Consider the following 22,768-nt stretch of genomic DNA (forward strand, 5'->3'; position numbering starts at 1 on the left):
CCCTGACGTGCAGATTTTAAGCGGTGGGCAGGCCACGGGACACGGGTGGTCCGACAGCTGAACACCGGACCACCCCTCCCCCGTGGGCCTACTTCTCGGTGACCCCCGCCGAATCGAACGTGGCCACCTCGTGCATCGCCCGCGCGGTGCTCTGCACCAGAGGCAGGGCGAGCAGGGCGCCCGTGCCCTCGCCGAGGCGCAGGTCGAGGTCGACCAGGGGGCGCAGGCCCAGCTTGTTGAGGGCGGCGACGTGGCCGGGCTCGGCGCTGCGGTGCCCGGCGATGCAGGCCGCGAGCACCTCGGGCGCGATGGCGCGGGCGACCAGGGCCGCGGCACCGGCGCTGACGCCGTCCAGGATCACCGGCGTACGCAGCGAGGCGCCGCCGAGCAGCAGGCCGACGATGGCCGCGTGCTCGAAGCCGCCGACCGCCGCGAGGACGCCGATCGGGTCGGCCGGGTCCGGCTGGTGGAGTTCCAGCGCGCGGCGGACCACCTCGGTCTTGCGGGCCAGCGTCTCGTCGTTGATACCGGTGCCGCGCCCGGTCACCTCGGCCGGGTCGGCGCCGGTGAAGACGGAGATCAGCGCGGCGGACGCGGTGGTGTTGGCGATGCCCATCTCGCCGGTGAGCAGCGCCTTGTTGCCGGCCGCCACCAGGTCGCGGGCGGTCTCGATGCCGACCTCGATGGCCGCCTTGGCCTCCTCGCGGGTCATGGCGGGGCCGGTGGTCATGTCGGACGTGCCCCCGCGGATCTTGCGCGGCAGCAGGCCCGGCGTGGCCGGCAGGTCGGCGGCCACGCCCACGTCCACGACGCACAGCTCGGCGCCGACCTGGGCGGCGAAGGCGTTGCAGACGGCTCCCCCGCCGAGGAAGTTGGCCACCATCTGGGCGGTCACCTCCTGCGGCCAGGGGGTGACGCCCTGGGCGTGCACACCGTGGTCGCCGGCGAAGATGGCGACGGCGGCGGGCTCCGGGATCGGCGGCGGGCACTGCCGGGACAGCCCGGACAGCTGCGCGGAGATGATCTCCAGCATGCCGAGCGCGCCGGCCGGCTTGGTCATGCGCTTCTGGCGCTCCCACGCCTCGCCGAGCGCCTTGGCGTCGAGCGGGCGGATCTGTGCGACGGTCTCGGCGAGCAGGTCGTGGGGTTCCTCTCCGGGCAGGGCACGGCGGCCGTACGTCTCCTCGTGCACCACCCAGGACAGGGGGCGCCGCTTGGACCAGCCGGCCTGGATCAGCTCCGGCTCGTCCGGGAACTCGTCGACGTACCCGACGCACAGGTAGGCGACGACCTCCAGGTGCTCGGGCAGGCCGAGCGCGCGGACCATCTCCCGCTCGTCGAAGAAACTGACCCAGCCGACGCCGAGGCCTTCGGCGCGGGCGGCGAGCCAGAGGTTCTCCACCGCGAGCGCCGAGGAGTAGGGCGCCATCTGCGGCTGGGTGTAGCGGCCGAGGGTGTGCCGGCCGCCGCGGGTGGGGTCGGCGGTGACGACGATGTTGACCGGGGTGTCGAGGATGGCCTCGATCTTCAGTTCCTTGAACTGCTTCGCCCGGCCCTTCGGCAACGACTTGGCGTACGCCTCGCGCTGCCGCATCGCCAGTTCGTGCATCGTCCGCCGGGTCTCGGCGGACCGGATGACGACGAAGTCCCAGGGCTGCGAGTGGCCCACGGACGGCGCGGTGTGCGCGGCCTCCAGGACTCTCAGCAGCACCTCGTGCGGGATGGGGTCGCTGCGGAAGCCGTTGCGGATGTCACGGCGCTCGCGCATGACCTTCAGTACGGCCTGGCGCTCGGCGTCGGCGTAACCGGGCGCGGCCGGACCGGCGGACCGACGTGCCTCCACCCCGGCGGCCGTGCCCTCTTCCTGCTCCGCGGCAGCGGTCCGCAGGTCCTCCGCGTCCTGTACGACCTCGGGGGCGGGCTGCTCGGCTTCGGGTGCGGCCGGTACGACGTCCGAGTCGCCCTCGCGCGGCGCGGGCACCGTGGCGACCGCCTCCGGCTGCTCCGGCTGCTCGGTCAGTTCCGGCTGCTCGGTCAGTTCCGGCTGCTCAGCCTGTTCCTGCGGTTCCTGCAGTTCCTGCGGTTCCGCCTGCTGGGGCTGTTCCGTCTGGTCGGGCTGCTCCGGCACTTCCCGCGGGCCCTGCGGGTCCTGTGCGGGCAGCACCAGGGGCTGCGGCGGGGTGGGCGCGAGGTGCGGGGTGGTGGGGACCTGGCCCTCCACCGGCACGAACTGCCCGAACGGCTGCTCCGGCAGGCCGGACGGCAGCCGCTGCTCCGCACCCTCCGCGGGCGCCACGGCGGCCTCCGGTGCGGCCGGGGCGTCGTACGGGGCACCCTCGGCGAGCTGCGGTCCCTGGGCGGTGTGGAACACGGCCGACTCGGCCGCCTCCGCGGCAACGGGCTGCTGCGCGTCGGCGTGGGGGGCGGCCGGGGCGGGCTCCGGGACGGCGTCGGGGGCCGGCTGGGCCGTGGCCTCGGGGGCGACGGGCTCCGCGGCCGGGGCCTGGACGGCAACCGCTGCCTCGGCGGGCAGGGGCGCGCTCTGGACGGTGGGCACGTCGGCCACCTCGGGCGTGTCCTGGAGGGCGACGGGCACCTGCGGCGGCGTTACGGCGGCGGGCTGCGGGGCGTCGGCGACCGGCTCGGCGGCCGCGACCGGCTCGGCCTCGGCGGCCTGCGGTGCTTCGGCGGGCTGGGCGGCTTCCGTGGGCTGCACGGCGTCCGGGACCTGCACCGGGGCGGCGGCCTGCGGAGCGGCAACAGGTTCAGCCACGTCGGCGGGCTGCACGACGACGGCGACCTGCGGCTCTTCGACCAACTGGGCGGCTTCCGCGGGCTGCACGGCATCCGGGGCCTGCACGGCCGCGGCGGCCTGCGGGGCGGCAACCGGTTCAGCCACGTCGCTGGGCTGCACGGCAGCGACCTGCGGCTCTTCGACCAACTGGGCGGCTTCCGCGGGCTGCACGGCATCCGGGGCCTGCACGGCCGCGGCGCCCTGCGGCTCTTCGACGGGCTGAACGACTTCCTCGGGCTGCACGGCATCCGGCACCTGCACCGGCGCGGCAGCGGCAGCCTGCGCCTGCTCGGGCTGCACCGCTTCGGTCGGCGTGCCCTCCGGCTCGGCGGGCTGAGCCGCGTCGGCGACGGGCGTCCCGGCCGGCGCCGGACCGGCCACCGCGCTCTCCGGTGCCTCGACCGGAACGGCCTGCTCCGGCGAGTCCGCCACCGGCGACTGCGGCATGGGCTGGGCCTGTCCGTCGCCCGGCACCCGCGCCTCGGCGACCTGCGCCTCCTCGGGGGCGGCTACGGCACCCTCGGCAACCGGTACGGCCGACTCCGCCACGGCAGCCGTACCGGCACCGGAACCCGCGGCAACGGGAACCTCCACGGCGACCGGGGCACCCTCGGCGACCGGCCCCGCCGAAGGCGTCTCCGCCGTGTACACGCCGTCATGGGCGTGGACCGGCTGGACCCCGTCGTGGCTGTGCACGACGGGTGCCCGGGCGGTGTCGGCCGGGGCCGGGGCCGCCGCCTGGGTCGCGAGGCGGGCCATCGTCTGCTCGGCCGGACCAACCGTTTCCGCAGCCGGTGCCACGGTCTGCGCCGGGGCCGCGCCCCAGGGGGCCGCGTTCTGCGGAGCCATCTCGCGCAGCGGCTGGGCGTCGAGGTACTCGGGTCCGGGCTGCCGTACCGGCGCTCCGGCGGGGCCGCGGTCGGCGAGGGAGCGGACCGGGCTCGCGGAGGTGTCGGGGATCGGCGGGCCGAGGTGCAGCGGCCGGCGCGGCGGCTGCGGGGCGGCCGCCGGGTCGTGCGGTGCCGAGAGGATGGGCGACGGGGTGGCGGAGACGGGGCCCGAGTCGGGCAGCCGGACACCGTTCAGGTCGACCGAGCCGCTGTCGCGGCCGGCGGTCTCGTGCGGGCCCGGCTCGTGGACGGCCTCCACCACCGGCTGCGGGGCGGGTGGCGGCACCTCGTTGCCCCACGCGCCCTGGGCACCCGGCAGCAGCAGGTCTTCGTCCTCGGCGGGGGCCTCGGAGAGGTAGGTGTACGCACCGTGCGCGGGGACGCCCGGCTGCTCCACCATGCCTGCGCTCTCCGGCTGCCCCTCGCCCGGGACCTGGCCGGTGTCGGTCATGCGTACCCCTCGCCCATCGGTTTGTGCTCCTACGACCAGCTCACCCGGAACGGCGCACCGACCGCCCCGCAGTGAAGAACGAGCGTCCTTGCCCAGCGGCACGAACGACCCGCCGGAAAAGGCGACAAAGCCATTCAGTGGCATTGTCCCGGTCGTGCCACCATCGCGACAGCGTGATCCGCGACAGCCCGCTGTGGACTGCGCCACGTTGCGCGTCCTCCGGTTCCGCAGTACCGCACCCACCCCAAAACGGGCGTGCGTTCCGGACATTGGCGAACGAAGTTCGGGCCACCGGTGCGGTACAACGATCGGCCAGCCTACAGCGCGTGGTACGACAACCCGATCACCGGGCACGATCCGGCAGTACCCCGCTGAGCAGGAACGCCACGTTCCGCTCGGTCTCCGTCCAGGCCCGGGTGTCGAGGGCGACGGACTGGAGCAGGGCGCACTCGACCCGGTACCCGTGCTCGGTCAGGTCGCGGCCGACGCGTTCGGCGGCGTCGCGGGTCGCGGCGTGCGTGACGATGCGCTGCGGGCGCCGGTCGGCGACCGCGGAGACGACGGCCGGCCCCCCGCCGCCGACCCGTACGACGTCCGGCTCGGGCAGGCTCTCCAGGACGTGCGGGGCACTGCCGTTGACGAGCTGGAGCTGGACCCCGAACCGGCGTGCGGCGGCGTCGGTGCGGGCGCAGGCGGCGGGGTCGTGGTCGACGGCGATGACGGCGGCGCCGGCGCGCGCGGCCTCGGCGGCGAACGCCCCGCTGCCGCAGCCGATGTCCCACACGAGGTCGCCGATCCGCGGCCCGAGGCGGGCCAGCTGGGCGGCGCGCAGCAGTTCCGTCTCGCCCTCGCCCAGACCGGCACCGGGCCCGGAGTCCGGTCCGCCACCCGGTCCGGCGCCGTAGCTCTCGTCGGGCTGCACCCAGCCGCGCGGGCCGGTGCCCGGGTCGCGGCCGGCGATCCAGCCGCCGCTCTCGCCGGCGCCGACGGGCCCGCCGATGACGATGACGATGTTGGGATCGCGCCAGGTGTGGTCGGCGGCCTTGTCGGAGGTGACGATGCTGACCTGTTCGCGCTCGGTGCCCAGTTCCTCGCAGATGACGAAGGTGCGGTGCACGCCCTCCAGCAGCAGGCCGAGTTCGGCGGGGCCCGCGCCCGGGGAGGTGAGGACGGCGACCTTGGTGTGGGCGCGGCAGACGTTCACGGCCCGGCGCAGGGTGCGCGGGTGGGCGACGACGATCTGGGCGTCGTCCCAGGGCATGCCGGTGCGGGCGAAGGCAGCGGCGACCGAGGAGACGCCGGGTACGACCTCCACCTCCAGGCCGAACTCCGGTGCGCGCAGGGTGCGTACGACCCCGAAGAAGCCGGGGTCGCCGTCCGCGAGCACCACGGCGGTGCCGCGGTGGGCGGCGATACGGCGGGCGGCGAGGGCGAGGCTGCCGAGGCGTACGCGTTCGGCGGCGGGCGGCACCTCGGGCAGCGCCAGGTGGTGGGCGGCACCGGCCACGAGGGTGGCGGCGCCGAGGGCGGCGCGTGCCGCGGTGGTCAGCGGCGAGCCGTCCCAGCCGATCACCGTGACCCGGTCGGCCATCGTCGTCAGTCTCCAGGGGTTCTGCGCGGGTCTTCGGGAAGAGGAAGCCCGGGGCGGGCTCCGTGAGGGTACCTGGTGGAGCCGGGGCGGGCTCAGTCCCAGTCCGAGTAGGAGGTGAAGCCGCCCGTGTCGGCGAGCTGCTCACCGGCGCCGGCGAGGTCCTCGGGCAGCAGGCTCCAGACGATGACGTCGGTGCGCACGTCGGTCCAGCCGCCGTCCTCGGTCCGGGTCCGGGCTATCCAGGCGTTGCGCAGGACGCCCTCGCTGATGCAGCCGATCTTCTGGGCGACCTGCTGGGAGGCGGTGTTGTCGGCGGGGGTGCGCAGTTCGAGCCGCTCGAACCCGCGGTCGTGGAACAGCCACTGGGCGGTGGCGAGGACGGCTTCACAGGCGTAGCCCTCGCCGCGGGCCCAGGGGGCGACGACGTAGGCGATCTCGCTGGCCCGGACGCGCCAGTCGGTGTTCCTGAGGTGGACGATGCCGACGAGCCGCTGGGTGAGGAACTCGGTGACGGCGAGGACGATGCCGCGGCCCGCGGTGCGCTCCCCGGGGGCCCGCCGGGTGATCCACTCGCGGGCGTCGGCCTCGGTGTAGGGGTGGGCGACGGTGGTCCAGGCGACGACCTGCTCGTCGTTCATCATCTCGGCCAGGGCGGGCACGTCGTCCTCGTCCAGGGGACGCAGCACCAACCGCTCCGTGCTGATGGAGATGTTGGGGAAGGTGCTCGTCATGCGCCGCTCCGTAACCTTCGGAAATTCCTCGACAGACCGTACGGGCCGTCAGGCCTGCTGAACTGCCCAGCATGCAGCATGAAACCACCGAACCGCACGACGGGGTCCACACCCGGTGAGGGAGCGGACCCCGTGCGTGGCCGAACGCCGTGCGCGTGCCGTCAGCCGCCGGTCACCGGCAGGACGGAGCCGTGGTACCTGTCCTTGATGAACGTCCGTACCTCGGGCGAGACGAGCAGCGCGGCGAGCTTCCTGACCCGCGGGTCGTCCTCGTTGCCGCGTTTGACGGCGAGGAGGTTGGCGTAGGGGTTGTCCTTCGCCGACTCCAGGAGGATCGCGTCCTTGGTGGGGCTCAGGCCCGCGTCCTGGGCGTAGTTGTTGTTGATGACCGCGGCGTCGACGTCGTCCAGCGAGCGGGGCAGCTGGGCGGCTTCCAGTTCCCGGAACCTGAGGTGCCGGGGGTTGGTGGTGACGTCCGCGGGAGTCGCGTCGGTGCCGGCGCCGGCCCGGAGTCCGATGAGTCCGCCGGCGGCCAGCAGCTTCAGGGCGCGGCCCTCGTTGGTCGTGTCGCCGGGCACGGCGACGGTGGCTCCGTCGGCGAGCCGGGTGACCTTGCCGACCTTGTGGGAGTAGACGCCCATGGGCGGCAGGTAGGGCTTGACGACCGAGACCAGGTCGGTGCCCTTGGACTTGTTGAAGTCGTCCAGGTAGGGCTGGTTCTGGTAGAGGTTCGCGTCCAGCTCGCCCTCCTGGAGGGCGGTGTTCGGCAGGACGTAGTCCGTGAACTCCTTGATCTCCAGCTTCAGGCCGGCCTTGGCGGCGAGGTGGTCCCTGACATAGGTGAGCACCTCGCCGGCCGGGACGGCGGTGGCGCCGACGACGAGGGTGCCGTCCTTGCCACCGCCCTCGCCGGAGTCCGTGCCGGAACCGCAGGCGGTGAGGCCGAGGGCCAGGGCCGCCGCGGCGACGGCGACGAAGGGCGTGCGCATCGCTTCGGTCCCCCTGGCGGATCAGAACGACGGGATGACGGAGCCCTGGTACTTGTCCTCGATGAACTTCTTCACCTCGGGCGAGGTGAGGAGCTTGGCGAGCTTCTTGATCCGCGGGTCCGACTCGTTGCCCTTCTTCACGGCGAGGAAGTTGCCGTAGGGGCTGTTCTTCGGGGACTCCAGGACCAGCGCCTCCTTGGCAGGCTTGATGCCGGCCGAGATGGCGTAGTTGCCGTTGATCACGGCCGCGTCCACGTCGTCCAGGGAGCGCGCGGTCTGGGCCGCCTCGACCTCCTTGAACTTGAGGTTCCTGGGGTTCTTGGTGATGTCCTGCGGGGTGGCCTCGTTGCCGACGCCGTCCTTGAGGGCGATGAGCCCGTGGGCGGCGAGCAGCTTCAGGGCGCGGGCCTCGTTGACGGCGTCGTTCGGGACGGCGATGGTCGCACCGCTCTTGAGGGCGTCGGCCTTCTTGACCTTGTGGGAGTAGAGGCCGAGCGGCTCCAGGTGCACCGTGACGACGGGCACGATGTGGGTGCCGTGCTTCTGGTTGAAGTCGTCCAGGTACGGCTGGTTCTGGAAGTAGTTGGCGTCCACCGAGCCGTCCTCGGTCGCCGTGTTCGGCGTGATGTAGTCGGTGAACTCCTTGACCTGCAGGTCGAGGCCGGCCTTCTTCGCCAGCTTGTCCTTGACGAAGTCCAGGATCTCGGCGTGGGGGGTCGGGCTCGCGGCGACGACCAGGGGGCCGGTGCCGGAGGAGCCGGAGTCCTTGCCGGAGCCGCAGGCGGTCAGCCCGAGGGTGAGGGCTCCGGCGGCGAGGACGGCGGTGGTGAGCTTGGCGGTGTTACGCACGAAAAGTGCCTTTCCTTCAGGGTGGTGCGACCCCGTGTACGGGTGAACGGGGAGCCTGGGGGTGTCTTACGCGACCTTGCTGACGTCGGCCGCCGCGGGCTCCTTGGCCTTCAGCAGGCGGAGCTTGGGCGCGGGGCCGGACCGGCCGCCCCTGCTGTGCAGCAGGCGGGCGGCGAAGTCGCCGGCGAACTGGATGAGCGAGATGGCGACGGCGAGCACCGCCACGGTGATCCACATCAGCTGGGTCTCGAAGCGCTGGTAGCCGTAGCGGACGGCGAGGTCGCCGAGGCCACCGCCACCGACCGTGCCGGCCATGGCGGAGTAGCCGATGAGCGCGATGATCGTGGTCGTGGTGGAGGCGATCAGCGAGGGCAGCGCCTCCGGGATCAGGACCTTGCGGACGATCGTCCAGGAGTTGCCGCCCATGGACTGCACGGCCTCGACCAGGCCGTGGTCCACCTCGCGGACGGCCGTCTCGACCAGGCGCGCGAAGAAGGGGATGCCGCCGACGGCGAGCGGCACGATCGCCGCGGTCGTACCGATGGTGGTGCCGGTGACCCAGCGGGTGAAACTCATCAGCGCGACCATCAGGATGATGAACGGCATGGACCGGCCGATGTTCACGATCTGGCCGATGACCTTGTTGGCGACGACGTTCTGGAGCAGGCCGCCACGCTCGGTGAGAATGAGCAGGATGCCGAGCGGGAGGCCCACGACGACGGCGATCAGGGTGGACCAGAGCACCATGGTGAGCGTCTCGGAACACGCCTGGGACAGCAGCGGCTGCATCTCCGACCAGGTCACTTGGCACCTTCCTTCACCAGCAGGCTCTCCTGGCCCACGACGTCGATCTGCAGGCCCTGTTCGCGCAGGAAGCCGACCGGCACCACGTTGTCCTCGTACCGGCCGGGCAGTTCGATGCGCATGCGGCCGATCTGGAGGCCGCCGACGGTGTCGATGGCGGCGCCGAGGATCGAGATGTCGATGTTGTAGGTGCGCGACAGCTGGGAGATGACCGGCTGGGTGGCGGCCTCGCCCTGGAAGGTGATGTCGAGGACGGTCCGGTCGGCGCCGGTGCGCTCGCCGCTCACCGGGAACAGCGCGGCGGCCAGCTCGGAGCCGGGGGTGGCGAGCAGTTCGCTGACCGTGCCGGACTCCACGATCCGGCCGCGCTCCATCAGGGCGGCCGAGTCGCAGACCGACTTCACGACGTCCATCTCGTGGGTGATGAGCAGGACGGTCAGGCCCAGCTGCCGGTTCAGGTCGCGCAGCAGCTGGAGGATGGAGCGGGTGGTCTCGGGGTCGAGGGCGCTGGTGGCCTCGTCGGAGAGCAGCACCTTGGGGTCGCCGGCGAGGGCGCGGGCGATGCCGACGCGCTGCTTCTGGCCGCCGGAGAGCTGGGCGGGGTAGGCCTTGGCCTTGTCGGCGAGGCCGACCAGGTCGAGCAGTTCCAGCGCCTTGCGGGAGCGGGCCCTGCCGCTCTGGCCGAGGATCTCCAGCGGCAGTTCGACGTTGTCCTGCACGGTCCGCGAGGCGAGCAGGTTGAAGTGCTGGAAGACCATGCCGATCCGGCTGCGCGCCCGGCGCAGTTCCCTGCCGGCGCGCGGGCCGCGGCCGGCCAGGGCGGTGAGGTCCTGCCCGGCGACGGTCACGGTGCCGGAGGTGGGGCGCTCCAGCAGGTTGACGCAGCGGATGAGGGAGGACTTGCCGGCGCCGGACTGGCCGATGACGCCGTAGACCTCGCCTTCGCGGACGTGGAGATCGACGCCGTCGAGGGCGGTGACCTCACGGCCGCGGGAGCGGTAGACCTTGGTCAGGCCCGAGGTGGTGATCACGTGGGTTTCCGTCACTGTCGAGTGCACGGGCGTGGGTGTGCCCGGGCACGGGTGCATGCGGTTCCGGCATGGAGGGTGGTTCTTCGTCGCGTACGGCCTGCGGCGCACGGACGTGCCACGACTCTCGCTTCGGGGCGCGAGGCTCAGCTGATGCGGGGGCCCTCTAGAAGGCGCGCATTCGACACATCAGGCGACACATACAACGAGCACCGGGCGTCATGGTCGCCTCGGTCGCAAGGGTGCGGCAGCTCGTCGTGGTCATGCGATCAGTAAACCAGAAGGACGGTCCTGACCGGCCGCCGCCGTCCGCATGCTGGACAGTCGCGGACAGGGACGGCCGGGTGTCCCGCCGCGGACGGCGCTCCGCGCCGCCCCGTCGGTGACCAGTGCCGACAAGGCCGACCGGCCCGCGTCCCCGGGCGGGCGTCCCGCTCCCGTGCCCGCCGGGTTGTGGCCAACGCCACGGTGGCCGCGCCGGCCGCGGACGGGGGTCCCCGTCCGGGGCCCCGGGGCGGGGGCGGCGGCTCGCGCCCGTTTGCGCCGTAATAAGGTCACGGCATGCTCAACGTCCTGACGCTGGTGACCGGGGTCGCCGCGCTGTTGCTCGCCGCGTGGTGCGGCTGGGCCGCGTACCGTGACCAGCCGACGAAGGACTGGCACTTCATCGGCATGGCCGTGGTGTCGCTGCTGGCCGTCGTCCAGCTGGTGATCGGGATCGTGCAGCTGGCGCGGGGCGAGAAGCCGGAGCAGGGTACGACGATCTTCGTGGCGTATCTGCTGGGCGCGTTCGCGTGCGTACCGGCGGCGGGCCTGATGTCGCTGGCCGAGCGGACCCGCTGGGGCTCGGTGACGGTCGCGGCCGGCGGAGTGGTGCTGGCCGTCCTGGAAGTACGGCTCTACGACATCTGGGGAGGCTGAGGTGACCGCAGTGCAGGAGAAGCCGACCCGGCTGATCAGCGGGCCGGGCATGCTGCTGGTCTGGTTCTACGGCGTGATGGTGGTCGGCGCGGTGTCGCGCTCGGCCTACCAGATCGCCACGGAGTTCCACCGGGCGCCGCTCGCCTACTCCCTGTCAGCGGTGGCGGGGCTGGTGTACGGGTTCATCACGTACACGCTGGTGCGCGGCGGGGAGACGGCGCGCCGGGCCGCGTTCGTCTGCTGCGCGGCCGAACTGGTGGGCGTCCTCGTGGTCGGCACGTGGACCCTGGTGGAGCCGTCCGCCTTCCCGGACGCGACCGTGTGGTCCCAGTACGGGATGGGTTACGTCTTCATCCCGGTGCTGCTGCCGCTGTCCGCGATGTACTGGCTGCGGAAGGCGCCTGCCGGGCGGCAGGCCTGAAGCACGCCCGGCAGACGCGGTGCGCCGCCTCACGCCGTGGTGGCGTACGTTCCCGCCGGTTTCTCCAGGATGATCAGGTCCACTCCGTCCGCGCCCTTGGACCTGCCCACCGTCTCGTAGCCGGAGCGGCGGTACAGGCGCAGGTTGCCCTCGCTGCGGTGGCCGGTGAACAGGCGGAACCGGGTCGCGCCGCGCTCCTGGGCGAGTGCCGACTCCGCCGCCCGCAGCAGCCGCGCGCCGATGCCGTGGCCCTGGAGGCGGGGGTGGACGCAGAGCTTGCCGATGGCCGCCGCGCCGTCCTCGGTGAGCTTGCCGCGCACCGAGCCCACCACCTCCTCGCCGAGCCGGGCGACGAAGACGCAGTCGGAGGCGACCTCCTGACGGACGGAGTCCAGGGTCTGCACGAGCGGGTCGATGCGGTAGTTGCCGTACAGCGCCGCCTCGCTCTGGAAGCACAGGTACTGGAGACGGAAGATCTGCTCCGCGTCCTGCTCGGTCGCCACCGAGATGGTCACGCTCATGCCCATGTGCGCACGCCTCCCGCTCACCTGATCATCGGTCGTCGCCTACTCCTATCCCCGCGCTTCGCAGGCCGCAACCTCCGGGGTGAGCAATCGGCGCAGACATCCCAGACATCTGGAGCGTTCCGGGCCGAGACTGCCCTGTGAGATACCCAACTCCCCCGCGATCTCCCGGTATGTCAGGTCCTTCGGTGAGAGCAGCGCCTCCAGAAGGCGGGGGCAGCGGCCGGGCAGCCGGCGGACCGCGTCCCGCAGCGCGCGGTACCGGGCGGCGGTCAGGGCGTGCTGTTCGGGCCCGGGGCCGCGGTCGTCGGCCGGCTCCCCCTCGTACGGCCGTTCCAGGCGGGTGGTGCGGCGGCTGCGGCGGGCCTCGGCGCGGACGGCCCGGCGCAGCCAGCCCGGGGGGTCCAGCGGTGGCCCGTCGGTCGCCAGCCGTTCCAGCAGCCGCACCCAGACGGCCTGCTCCAGATCGCCGGGCTCGCCTCCGGCGGCATATGCCTCGGCGGAGGCCTCGGCGGTGAGCAGGGGGTGCAGGGCGGCTACCAGGTCGGGCGTCATATGCGGAACGACGAGCCGCCCCGGCGGCGGGTTGCCGGGGCGGCGCACAGTCACCCCGAACGGGGTGCGGGTCGGTGCGGTGGTTGACGCGGTCGGCCCCTGCCGGGGTCAGTCCTTCAGGAAGTCGGCGCGGGCGAGCACCCCGGTGTCGGCGTTGTCGGTGAAGACGCCGTCGATCCCGGTGGCGAAGTACCGCTTGAAGGCGCCGAAGGCGTCACCGTAGGCGTCGGCCGCGCCGCCCTTGCGGTACTCGGCCGGCAGGAAGGGGTTCTCGTTGCGCATGGTGTACGGGTGCAGGACGAGGCCGACCCTGTGCGCGTCGGCGACGAGTGTGGTCGGCTCGGCCAGGGTGCCGTCCGCGTTCTTCGGGATGACCAGGTCCAGGGTGGGGCCGATGCCCTGGGCGTAGCCGGCGATCTCGCGCAGGCCCTTGGGCGTGATGAGGTCGGCGACCGTCCGCGGGTCGCCGGCCTCGACGAAGTCGTAGGGGCGGCTGTCGGCCGTGGAGAGCAGGACGACGAGCGGGTTGTCGACGAGCCGGTTCAGCCGCTGGATGCTGGTGGGCTCGAAGGACTGCAGGATGACCGGGGAGTCGCGGCCGTCCTTGCCGTACTTGCGCAGCAGCTTCGCCACCCGCTCCTCCAGGCCGAGGCCCAGCTTGCGGAAGTACGTGGGGTGCTTGGTCTCGGGGTATATCCAGACGTCCCGGCCGCGCTTGCGCGCCTGCTCGTCCTGCCACCTGAGGACCTCCTCGAAGGTGGGGATCTCCCAGCGGCCGTTGTAGAGGGTGTTGTGCGGCCGGTTGGCCGGGATGCGCTCCACGGCGCGCAGCGTCTTCAGCTCGGCGAGCGTGAAGTCCTCGGTGAACCAGCCGGTGGTGGAGACGCCGTCCAGCACCTTGGTGGTCCTGCGGTCGGCGAACTCCGGGTGGGAGGCGACGTCCGTGGTGCCGCCGATCTCCGGCTCGTGCCGGCAGACCAGGTGGCCGTCCCTGGTGGGCACCAGGTCGCCCGCCTCGACCACGTCGGCGCCGAGGTCCAGGGCCAGCTCGTAGGAGCCGAAGGTGTGCTCGGGGCGGTAGCCGCTGGCGCCGCGGTGGCCGATGACCGTCGGCACCGGCAGGCTCCTGAGCCCGCGCCCGCCGTGTCCGGCCGGCCGGGTCCCGGCGGCGCGGGCCGCGCCGGGCAGTCCGAGGACCGCTCCGCCCGCGCCGAGCACCGCGGCGCCGAGCAGCGCCCGCCGTCCCGTCGCCTGGCCCTGCCCGTTCCCCTGGTCGCTGTCCATGAGCGCCCTCCTGCCGCTTTCGTTCGTCGGTGCGGCCCGATCGTAGGGTCGTCCACATGGCCGACGGGAGGCCACGGTTCGAACACCAGGATGCGGTCGGGTGTCCTGCGAACGGCGGAAGGTGACGGTTCGTCGGGTCCGGGCGTCCGGTCCGCGCGATGTCCGTCACATCCCGCAAGGCGGTTACGCGCCGTCCTGCGCACGCCACCGCAGGTAAACCCGTGTCAACACTTCGTAAGGCATCGGTGAACCGGGCCTCCCCGATGTGCGCGCGGCCCGGCGCCGCGAGTAATGTCCTCACCTGCACAGACTCATATCGCCCCCCTTGACATCGGAGGACCCGTTGTCCCGCTTCGCGCTCATCAAGGCAGTGCTCGGACCGATCATGCGCCTGATGTTCCGCCCACAGGTGGAGGGCGCGGAGAACATCCCGGGGGACGGCCCGGTGATTCTGGCCGGTAATCACCTCACGTTCATCGACTCCATCGTGCTGCCGGTGGTCACCAAGCGGCAGGTGTGCTTCATCGGCAAGGACGAGTACGTCACCGGCAAGGGCGTCAAGGGCCGGCTGATGGCCTGGTTCTTCACCGGCGTCGGCATGATCCCGGTGGACCGCGACGGCGCGAACGGCGGTGTCGCCGCCCTCATGACCGGGCGTCGGATCCTGGAGGAGGGCCGGGTCTTCGGCATCTACCCCGAGGGCACCCGCTCCCCCGACGGCCGGCTGTACCGGGGCCGTACCGGTATCGCCCGCCTGACCCTGATGACCGGCGCGCCGGTGGTGCCGTTCGCGATGATCGGCACGGACAAGCTGCAGCCGGGCGGCCGGGGCATCCCGCGGCCGGGCCGGGTCACCGTCCGCTTCGGCGAGCCGATGGAGTTCTCGCGGTACGAGGGCATGGACCGGGACCGCTATGTGCTGCGCGCGGTGACGGACTCCGTCATGGCCGAGGTCATGCGCCTGTCGGGCCAGGAGTACGTCGACATGTACGCCACGAAGGCGAAGGCCGCCTAGATCGGTCCGACGGGGCGGTGCCGTACGGGTGTCCGTCCGCCTGCCGGTGGAATCTGCACCGACACATCGGGCATTCGGCCGTATGAAGGCGGCTGTATCACCACACAACATGTCTGATGCAGACATGCACAAACCTTCTCGGCGTACTCTGCTCCGTACCCCGATCGCCGCCGCCGGCGCGGGACTCCTGGCGGCCTGCACCGGCTCCGGGTCCGAGCCCGGTTCCGGGCCCCAACACGCGGGCGACGGGGGGAAGTTCGTCCCACCCGGGCCCCGGGGGTACGTCAACCCGTCGGACCCGGAGGTCCTGGCGGCCGAGCGGAAACGGGGCGCGGGCCACGTCCGCACCTTCCGGTTCACCGCCGCCGAAAACAAGCTGGATCTGGGCGGCCGGACGGTCCGCACCTGGGCGTACAACGAGGAGGTGCCGGGCCCGCTGGTGCGGGTGACGGCCGGTGACGTACTCGACCTCACGCTCGCCAACCGGCTGCCCGCCAGCACCACGCTGCACTCCCACGGGGTGCGGCTGCGCTGCGACATGGACGGCGTGCCGGACCTGACCCAGCGGGCCATCGCCTCCGGGGACGACTTCCGCTACCACTTCGTCGCGAAGCACCCGGGCACCTACCTGCTCCACTCCCACGTGGGGATGCAGCCCGACCGGGCCCTGTACGCACCGCTCGTCGTGGAAGACCCCAAGGAGCGCCTCTCCTACGACAAGGAGTGGGTCGTCGTCATCGACGACTGGCTGGACGGCGTGCAGGGCTCCACCCCCGACGGCGTCCTGGAGCAGCTCAAGCCCGGCGGCGCCATGGACATGGGCGGCATGGGGAAGATGGCCATGGGGCCCGGCCACGGCAGTGCGAGCCCCGGCCACAAGGCGAGCGCGCACCCGTCACCGCACCACAAGTGGGCGGGGCCCGACCGGGTGCTGCGCGACTCGCACAGCCGCATGCTCCACGGGGACGGCGGCAGCGTCGCCTACCCGCACTACCTGGTCAACGGCCGGCTGCCCGGCAACCCGTCGGTGTTCCGCTGCCGTCCCGGCGACCGGGTGCGGCTGCGCATCATCAACGCCGGTTCCGAGACCGCCTTCCGGGTCGCGCTGGGCGACCACACGATGACCGTCACCCACACCGACGGCTACCCGGTGAAGCACAAGCAGACCGACGCCCTGCTCATCGGCATGGCGGAACGCTACGACGTCCTCGTCACCGTCAAGGACGGCGTCTTCCCGCTGGTCGCGCTGCCCGAGGGCAAGCAGGGCAGGGCCCTGGCCGTGCTGAGCACCGCCAAGACGGGCAAGAGGCTGCCCCCGGCCGATGTCCACCCGGACGAGCTGGACGGCAACACCGTCCCCGCGCGCCGTCTCCTGCCCGACGAGTCCGTGGCCCTGGCGGACCGTCACCCCGACCGCGAGATGCGCATCAGGATCACCGGGACCATGGCGAAGTTCGACTGGGGGTTCGACCACAAGGCGTACTCCGTGGCCCAGCGGCACCCGGTCCACGCGGGTGAGCGGGTGCGGCTGACGCTCATCAACGCCACGGACATGTGGCATCCGATGCATCTGCACGGACACACGTTCTCGCTCGCCGGTCTCGACTCGGTGGGGGCGCGCAAGGACACCGCGCTGGTGCTGCCGCACCGGAAGCTGGTACTCGACTTCGACGCGGACAACCCGGGGCTGTGGATGCTGCACTGCCACAACCAGTACCACTCGGAGAGCGGGATGATGACGGTGCTGGGCTACAAGCGCTGAGGTCGGGCGCGGCCCGGGCGCGGGTGCGGGGCGGTGGTTCCCCGCGCGGTTCCCCGCGCCCTTCGCCGGGCCCGTCTCAGCCCGCGCTGTCCAGTTTCTGGTCCTTCAGCAGGAGCCAGGCCACCGCCGCCGCCGCCAGGAGGACCGCCGCGCCCGCCGCCGAGGCCAGGTGGAGGCCGTGGACGAAGGAGTCGCGGGCCGCGGCGAGCAGGGCCTCGGCCTGGTGCGCGGGCAGGTCCGCCGCGGTCTCCACCGCCGCGCCCAGCGACTCGTGGGCGCCGGCCGGGGTGCCGGCCGGGCCCGTGAAGCCGCGGTAGACGCCCGTCACGATGGAGCCGAGGAGGGCGATGCCCAGGGCGGCGCCCAGTTCGTACGCCGTCTCGGAGACCGCCGAGGCCGCGCCCGCCTGGTCCCTGGGGACGCTGGAGAGGATGACGTCGGCGGTCACCGTGAAGGAGAAGCCCGCGCCGACGCCCACGACCAGCAGGGCGGCGCCGAGGACCGGGTAGCCGGTGGACTGGCCGAGCGTGGTCAGGGCCGCCAGGGCGATGCCCACGGCGGCCAGGCCGCCCGAGACCACCGCACGGACCGAGAACCGGCGGGCGGTGCGGCCCGCGACCAGGCCGGCCGCGACCGCGCCCACCGCCGCGGGCAGTTCGGCGAGGCCCGCCTCGAACGGGCGCCGGCCCTGGACGAGTTGCAGGTACTGGGAGAGGAAGAACACCAGGCCGGACATGCCGAGGACGGTGAGCAGGTCGGCGAGGACCGCCCCGCTGAAGCCCCGGCACCGGAACAGCCGCATGTCCAGCAGCGGGACCGGCATGGTGAGCTGGCGGTGGACGAAGCCGACGAGGGCGGCCGCGCCCAGCAGGCCGGTGCCCAGACTCGTCCCGGTGACGCCGTGGGTGGCGGCCTCCTTGACGGCGTAGACCAGGGCGATCATGCCGACCAGGGACAGCAGGACGCTGCTCAGGTCCCACGGACCCGGGCGGGGGTTGCGGGACTCGGGCAGGGTGCGGATGCCGACCAGGACCAGGACGGCCATCACCGGCAGGTTGATCAGGAAGACCGAGCCCCACCAGAAGTGCTCCAGGAGGAACCCGCCGGTGATCGGGCCGACGGCCGTGCCGGCGGAGGCGGTGGCGCCCCAGATGCCGACGGCGAGGCTGCGCTCGCGCGCGTCGTGGAAGATGTTGCGGATCAGGGCCAGGGTGGCCGGCATCAGGGTGGCGCCGGCGACGCCGAGCAGCGCCCGGGCCAGGATCATCAGTTCGGGGGTCGTCGCGTAGGCGTTGAGCACGGACAGCGCGCCGAACGCCGTGGCGCCGCTCAGCAGGATGCGCTTGCGGCCGATGCGGTCGCCGAGGCTGCCCATGGAGACGAGGAGACCGGCGATGACGAAGGAGTAGACGTCGCCGATCCACAGCAGCTGGGTGCCGGAGGGGTGGAGGTCTTCGCTGATGTAGGGGGTCGCCAGGCCGAGGACGGTGGCGTCGACGGCCACCAGCAGCACGGCCAGGACGAGGACGGACAGCGCGAGCCAGCGGCCCGGGCGCTTCACCGCCTCGGTCGCCTGTGCCGGCCGCACGGTGCTGGTCATGGTTCCTCTCTTCGCAGAGCGCCGCCGAGCAGCAGCTCGGCGATCATGGTGGGGAAGTCCCGGGAGGCCACGCGGCCGTCCAGGGTGGCCCAGGCGCACGAGGCGATCAGCCCGTACAGGGCCTCGGTGAGCCAGACGGGGCTGAGGTCGATGCGGAACGCGCCGTCGCGCTGGCCCCGCTGGAACAGGGCGCCGATGCGGGTGTCCAGGCGCTGCCAGCCCTCGTGCTGCCGGTCGGTCTCCCACAGCTGGTTCTCGCCGTAGAGGAACGCGAGCAGGCCGGCGGCCGGCTGGATCTCGCGCACCAGCCGGCGTACGGCCTCGGCGGCGGGGCCCTCTTCCGGCCGGGCCCGGTCCAGCGCGCCCTCGCACTCCGCGATGCCGAGCTGCTCCAGCGCCCGGACGAGCGCGTCGCGGCCGGCGAAGTGCCGGTGCAGTGTGGCCCGGCTGATCCCGGCGGCCTTGGCGACCTCGTCCATGGTCGCGGTGGATCTGCGGGTCAGCAGGGCGGCCGCGCTGCGCAGCACGTGGTCACGGTCGAGGGGCATGAGACAAGCATAGCCCACATGAGACATTCATGTCTCAAGGAAGGCATGCGTGCATCATGTCCGCTGGTCGGGCGGGTGAGGCGTCAGTGCCAGGGCAGCTGTCCGCGCCGCTCCCAGTAGGCGCGCGGCTCCTCGGCGAGCGCGGCGAGGCGGGTCAGCTGGTCCGCGTCGAGGTCCACGGCGGGGGCGTGGAGGTTGGAGAGGAGCTGGGGGACGGTCGCGGCGCCGGAGAGGACGACCCCGGCCCAGGGCCGGGACAGGATCCAGGCGAGGGCGACCGCGTCGCAGCCGAGCCCGGTCGCGGCGGCCACGGCCCGCAGCGCGTCCGGGGCGTGCGGTGCGGCCAGCCGGCCGTTGGCCATGCCCTCCTTGACGATCACGGTGAGCCCGGCGTCGTGCGCCTCGGCGAGCGCGGGGCCTGCGGAGGGCTCCAGGACGTTGTAGGTCGACTGGACGGTACGGAAGAGGGGCTCGCCGTCGACCGTGACGGCGAGGGCGGCGCGGATGGCGTCGGCCTGGGCGGGGCCGCTGGTGGAGAAGCCGACGGTGAGGCCCCCGGCGGCGGCCTCCGCCAGCCGGGCGTGCAGGTCCTTGTCGGTGAGGGCGGGGCTGTCCGGGGTCACCGAGTGGATCTGGTAGAGGTCGAGCCGGTCGCCGAGCAGGGCGTCGGTCTCGGCGCGCTGCCGTTCGTAGGTGGCGAGGCCGTGGTCCTTGACCTCGTGTGTCTCCGCGTGCGCCGACCAGCCGGCGGTGTAGGTGTAGCCCCACTTGCTGCCGACCACCGCGTCGGTGATGTCGGGGCGGGCGGCCAGCCAGTCGGCGAGGAACTCCTCGGAGCGGCCGTAGGAGCGGGCGACGTCGAAGTAGCGGACGCCCTGCGCGTAGGCCGCGTCGAGGAGTTCGTGGGTACGGGCCCGCAACGCGTCCGCGCTGCGGTCCGCGCCGAGGTCCTCGTCCCGGCCGAGGTTGATGTAGCCGGGGCGGCCGACGGCGGCGAGGCCCAGGCCGATGTGGCAGGTGGGCGTGGTTGCTGTTGCCAGTCGGGCGAAGGGCATCACGGGCTCCGTCGGGTCGGCTCCGGTTCGGCTCCCGACCAACGTAACCCGCGATGACCTTCGGGTGCGCCGCGTCCCTCTACCGCCGGGCCGTCGCCCAGGCGTGCTGGTCCGCCACGTCCGCCCTGACCTCCGCCAGCTGGGCCGCGACCGCGCTCGGGGCCGTACCGCCGCGCCCGTTGCGGGAGGCGAGGGCGCCCGGGACGTTGAGGACGGAGCGGACCTCGGGCGTGAGGTGGGCGGAGATCTTCGCGAACTGCTCGTCCGTGAGGTCGTCCAGCTCCTTGCCCTCGGCCTCGGCGACCTTGACGCACTCCCCCGCGACCTCGTGCGCCACGCGGAACGGCACACCCTGCCTGACCAGCCACTCGGCGATGTCGGTGGCGAGCGAGAAGCCGGCCGGGGCCAGTTCCTCCATGCGCTCGCGGTGGACGGTGAGGGTGGCGATCATGCCGGTGAAGGCGGGCAGCAGCACTTCCAGCTGGTCGCAGGAGTCGAAGACCGGCTCCTTGTCCTCCTGGAGGTCGCGGTTGTAGGCGAGCGGCAGGGCCTTGAGGGTGGCGAGCAGGCCGGTGAGGTTGCCGATGAGCCGCCCGCTCTTGCCCCGGGCCAGCTCGGCGATGTCCGGGTTCTTCTTCTGCGGCATGATCGACGAGCCCGTGGAGAACGCGTCGTGCAGGGTGACGAAGGAGAACTCCTTCGTGTTCCAGATGATGATCTCCTCGGCGATCCGGGAGAGGTTCACGCCGATCATCGCCGTGATGAAGGCGAACTCGGCGACGAAGTCCCGGGAGGCGGTGCCGTCGATGGAGTTGCCGACGCTGCCGTGCTCGAAGCCGAGGTCCTCGGCCACGGCCTCCGGGTCCAGGCCCAGGGAGGAGCCGGCCAGGGCGCCCGAGCCGTACGGGGAGACGGCCGTGCGGTCGTCCCACTGGCGCAGGCGCTCCGCGTCCCGGGACAGGGACTGGACGTGCGCGAGGACGTGGTGGGCGAAGAGCACCGGCTGGGCGTGCTGGAGGTGGGTGCGGCCGGGCATCGCCACGTCCGGGTGGGCCTCGGCCAGGCCGATCAGGGCGTCCTGGAGGTCGGCGAGCAGACCGCCGACGATCCGGGCGTGGTCGCGCAGGTACATCCGGAACAGGGTGGCGACCTGGTCGTTGCGGGACCGGCCGGCCCGGAGCTTGCCGCCGAGGTCGGGGCCGAGGCGCTCCAGCAGGCCGCGCTCCAGGGCGGTGTGGACGTCCTCGTCGGCGATCGTGCCGACGAAGGAGCCGTCGGCGACGTCGGCCTCCAGCCGGTCGAGACCGGCGAGCATGCGCGTCAGCTCGTCCTCGGTGAGCAGGCCCGCCTTGTGCAGGACGCGCGCGTGGGCACGCGAGCCGGCGATGTCGTAGGGCGCGAGCCGCCAGTCGAAGTGGACGGAGGCGGACAGCTTCGCCAGGGCCTCGGCGGGACCGTCGGCGAAACGGCCGCCCCAGAGCCGTACGTCACCGCTGTTGCTGCTCACTTGCGTTGCTCCTCGGAAGATGGCTGTGTGCGGCCGCCTCCCCACCCTTCCAGGTGAGGAGGCGGCTGTCAGCTGATGCGTGGGAGGTGACCCGGGGGCGTTACGCCAGGTCCCGCTTGGCGGCGATCTTCGACGACAGGCTGTAGATGTCGATGAAGCCCTTGGCCGCCGACTGGTCGAAGGTGTCGCCCGTGTCGTAGGTGGCGAGGTTGAAGTCGTACAGCGACTCCGTCGAGCGCCGGCCGGTGACGACGGCGCGGCCGCCGTGCAGGGTCATCCGGATGTCCCCGGTGACGTGCTGGTTGGCCTCGTTGACGAACCCCTCCAGGGCGCGCTTGAGCGGGGAGAACCACTGGCCGTCGTAGACCAGCTCGCCCCAGCGCTGCTCGACCTGCCGCTTGTAGCGGGCCAGCTCGCGCTCGACGGTGACGTTCTCCAGCTCCTGGTGGGCGGTGATCAGGGCGATCGCGCCGGGGGCCTCGTAGACCTCGCGGGACTTGATGCCGACCAGGCGGTCCTCGACCATGTCGATCCGGCCGATGCCCTGGGCGCCGGCGCGCTCGTTGAGCTGCTGGATGGCCTGCAGGACGGTGACGGGCTTGCCGTCGACGGCGACCGGGACGCCCTCCTTGAAGGAGATGACGACCTCGTCGGCCTCGCGGGGGACGGCCGGGTTGGAGGTGTACTCGTAGATGTCCTCGATCGGGGCGTTCCAGATGTCCTCCAGGAAGCCCGTCTCGACCGCGCGCCCGAAGACGTTCTGGTCGATGGAGTACGGGGACTTCTTCGTGGTGGCGATCGGGAGCTGCTTGGCCTCGCAGAAGGCGATCGCCTTGTCCCGGGTCATCGCGTAGTCGCGGACCGGGGCGATGCACTTGAGGTCGGGGGCGAGGGCGACGATGCCGGCCTCGAAGCGGACCTGGTCGTTGCCCTTGCCGGTGCAGCCGTGGGCGACCGTGGTGGCGCCGTGCTTCTTGGCGGCGGCGACGAGGTGCTTGACGATCGTCGGCCGGGACAGGGCGGAGACCAGCGGGTAGCGGTCCATGTAGAGGGCGTTGGCCTTGATCGCCGGGAGGCAGTACTCGTCGGCGAACTCGTCCTTGGCGTCGGCGACCTCGGCCTCGACGGCCCCGCACGCGAGGGCGCGCTTGCGGATGACGTCCAGGTCCTCGCCGCCCTGGCCGACGTCGACCGCAACGGCGATGACCTCGGCGCCCGTCTCCTCGGCGATCCAGCCGATGGCGACGGAGGTGTCCAGACCGCCTGAGTAGGCGAGTACGACGCGCTCGGTCACGGGTTTCTCCTCACAGTGCATTCGCTGACATGCATGAGTATGCAGGGTTCTGCATGATTCGTCAATCAGCCTCGGCGGGCGCGAAATTTCACGGCGGGGCTGAACACGGGAAACCGCTTTCGCGTACTCCTCCCCGAACGCAGGCGCCGCGTTGC

At 72.5% G+C, this 22,768-nt stretch carries 19 protein-coding genes; 4 read left to right on the top strand and 15 right to left on the bottom strand.

The genetic code is table 11. The annotated features are described in order from the left end of the window. Positions 1 to 88 precede the first annotated feature (88 nt). The 7 genes from cobT to ACZ3ZD_RS20440 all read right to left on the bottom strand — a co-directional run bounded on the left by cobT (position 89) and on the right by ACZ3ZD_RS20440 (position 10,187). Positions 89 to 4,135: a nicotinate-nucleotide--dimethylbenzimidazole phosphoribosyltransferase gene (cobT, locus tag ACZ3ZD_RS20410; RefSeq protein WP_467399148.1), complete on the bottom strand. Its 4,047-nt coding sequence runs from the start codon at positions 4,133 to 4,135 to the stop codon at positions 89 to 91. A 343-nt stretch (positions 4,136 to 4,478) separates the two neighbouring features. Continuing rightward, on the bottom strand, positions 4,479 to 5,726 hold the full coding sequence (gene cbiE / locus ACZ3ZD_RS20415; protein ID WP_467399150.1) for a precorrin-6y C5,15-methyltransferase (decarboxylating) subunit CbiE: 1,248 nt from the start codon (positions 5,724 to 5,726) through the stop codon (positions 4,479 to 4,481). Between the two features lie 92 nt (positions 5,727 to 5,818). Then, the gene (locus ACZ3ZD_RS20420; RefSeq protein WP_467399153.1) at positions 5,819 to 6,457 is read right to left on the bottom strand and encodes a GNAT family N-acetyltransferase; all 639 of its coding nucleotides are present in this window, start codon (positions 6,455 to 6,457) and stop codon (positions 5,819 to 5,821) included. 161 nt (positions 6,458 to 6,618) lie between these two features. After that, positions 6,619 to 7,446, bottom strand: a complete 828-nt coding sequence (locus ACZ3ZD_RS20425; RefSeq protein WP_467399155.1) for a MetQ/NlpA family ABC transporter substrate-binding protein — start codon at positions 7,444 to 7,446, stop codon at positions 6,619 to 6,621. A 21-nt stretch (positions 7,447 to 7,467) separates the two neighbouring features. Continuing rightward, a complete protein-coding gene (locus ACZ3ZD_RS20430; RefSeq protein ID WP_467399158.1) occupies positions 7,468 to 8,295 on the bottom strand; it encodes a MetQ/NlpA family ABC transporter substrate-binding protein in 828 nt (275 codons plus the stop codon). A 66-nt stretch (positions 8,296 to 8,361) separates the two neighbouring features. Further along, positions 8,362 to 9,099: a methionine ABC transporter permease gene (locus ACZ3ZD_RS20435; RefSeq protein WP_467399160.1), complete on the bottom strand. Its 738-nt coding sequence runs from the start codon at positions 9,097 to 9,099 to the stop codon at positions 8,362 to 8,364. After that, positions 9,096 to 10,187: a methionine ABC transporter ATP-binding protein gene (locus ACZ3ZD_RS20440; protein WP_467399163.1), complete on the bottom strand. Its 1,092-nt coding sequence runs from the start codon at positions 10,185 to 10,187 to the stop codon at positions 9,096 to 9,098. Before ACZ3ZD_RS20440 ends, ACZ3ZD_RS20435 begins: the two co-directional genes overlap by 4 nt. A 501-nt stretch (positions 10,188 to 10,688) precedes the next feature. Here ACZ3ZD_RS20440 and ACZ3ZD_RS20445 point away from each other — a divergent pair. Further along, entirely contained in the window at positions 10,689 to 11,048 is a 360-nt protein-coding gene (locus tag ACZ3ZD_RS20445) for a hypothetical protein (RefSeq protein WP_030343961.1), read from the top strand. A 1-nt stretch (position 11,049) separates the two neighbouring features. Further along, entirely contained in the window at positions 11,050 to 11,469 is a 420-nt protein-coding gene (locus tag ACZ3ZD_RS20450) for a hypothetical protein (RefSeq protein WP_467399165.1), read from the top strand. Positions 11,470 to 11,498: 29 nt separating this feature from the next. Here the strand turns inward: ACZ3ZD_RS20450 and ACZ3ZD_RS20455 are convergent, their stop codons facing one another. The 3 genes from ACZ3ZD_RS20455 to ACZ3ZD_RS20465 all read right to left on the bottom strand — a co-directional run bounded on the left by ACZ3ZD_RS20455 (position 11,499) and on the right by ACZ3ZD_RS20465 (position 13,832). After that, positions 11,499 to 11,996, bottom strand: coding sequence for a GNAT family N-acetyltransferase (locus ACZ3ZD_RS20455; protein ID WP_467399166.1), 498 nt, complete (start codon positions 11,994 to 11,996; stop codon positions 11,499 to 11,501). Positions 11,997 to 12,041: 45 nt separating this feature from the next. Further along, complete coding sequence (locus ACZ3ZD_RS20460) at positions 12,042 to 12,548, bottom strand: sigma-70 family RNA polymerase sigma factor (protein ID WP_467399169.1); 507 nt, start codon at positions 12,546 to 12,548, stop codon at positions 12,042 to 12,044. Positions 12,549 to 12,656: 108 nt separating this feature from the next. Next, complete coding sequence (locus ACZ3ZD_RS20465) at positions 12,657 to 13,832, bottom strand: glycerophosphodiester phosphodiesterase (RefSeq protein WP_467399171.1); 1,176 nt, start codon at positions 13,830 to 13,832, stop codon at positions 12,657 to 12,659. A 385-nt stretch (positions 13,833 to 14,217) separates the two neighbouring features. Here ACZ3ZD_RS20465 and ACZ3ZD_RS20470 point away from each other — a divergent pair, with 385 nt between their 5' ends. Further along, entirely contained in the window at positions 14,218 to 14,847 is a 630-nt protein-coding gene (locus ACZ3ZD_RS20470; protein ID WP_467399613.1) for a lysophospholipid acyltransferase family protein, read from the top strand. Between the two features lie 124 nt (positions 14,848 to 14,971). Then, a complete protein-coding gene (locus ACZ3ZD_RS20475; RefSeq protein WP_467399173.1) occupies positions 14,972 to 16,609 on the top strand; it encodes a multicopper oxidase family protein in 1,638 nt (545 codons plus the stop codon). A 76-nt stretch (positions 16,610 to 16,685) separates the two neighbouring features. On the opposite strand, the gene ACZ3ZD_RS20480 is transcribed toward ACZ3ZD_RS20475, so the two are convergent. From ACZ3ZD_RS20480 to ACZ3ZD_RS20500, 5 genes are all read right to left on the bottom strand, one after another. Then, positions 16,686 to 18,209, bottom strand: a complete 1,524-nt coding sequence (locus ACZ3ZD_RS20480; RefSeq protein ID WP_467399176.1) for an MFS transporter — start codon at positions 18,207 to 18,209, stop codon at positions 16,686 to 16,688. Next, positions 18,206 to 18,757 (bottom strand): TetR/AcrR family transcriptional regulator, encoded by a 552-nt coding sequence (locus ACZ3ZD_RS20485; RefSeq protein ID WP_467399177.1) that lies wholly within the window; start codon positions 18,755 to 18,757, stop codon positions 18,206 to 18,208. Before ACZ3ZD_RS20485 ends, ACZ3ZD_RS20480 begins: the two co-directional genes overlap by 4 nt. Before the next feature lie 83 nt (positions 18,758 to 18,840). After that, positions 18,841 to 19,812, bottom strand: coding sequence for an aldo/keto reductase (locus tag ACZ3ZD_RS20490; protein ID WP_467399180.1), 972 nt, complete (start codon positions 19,810 to 19,812; stop codon positions 18,841 to 18,843). A gap of 79 nt (positions 19,813 to 19,891) precedes the next feature. Further along, a complete protein-coding gene (gene argH / locus ACZ3ZD_RS20495; RefSeq protein ID WP_467399181.1) occupies positions 19,892 to 21,319 on the bottom strand; it encodes an argininosuccinate lyase in 1,428 nt (475 codons plus the stop codon). A 100-nt stretch (positions 21,320 to 21,419) separates the two neighbouring features. Further along, the gene (locus tag ACZ3ZD_RS20500; RefSeq protein ID WP_467399183.1) at positions 21,420 to 22,613 is read right to left on the bottom strand and encodes an argininosuccinate synthase; all 1,194 of its coding nucleotides are present in this window, start codon (positions 22,611 to 22,613) and stop codon (positions 21,420 to 21,422) included. Between the last annotated feature and the right edge of the window lie 155 nt (positions 22,614 to 22,768).

The organism is Streptomyces sp. NPDC023481, assembly GCF_055560195.1.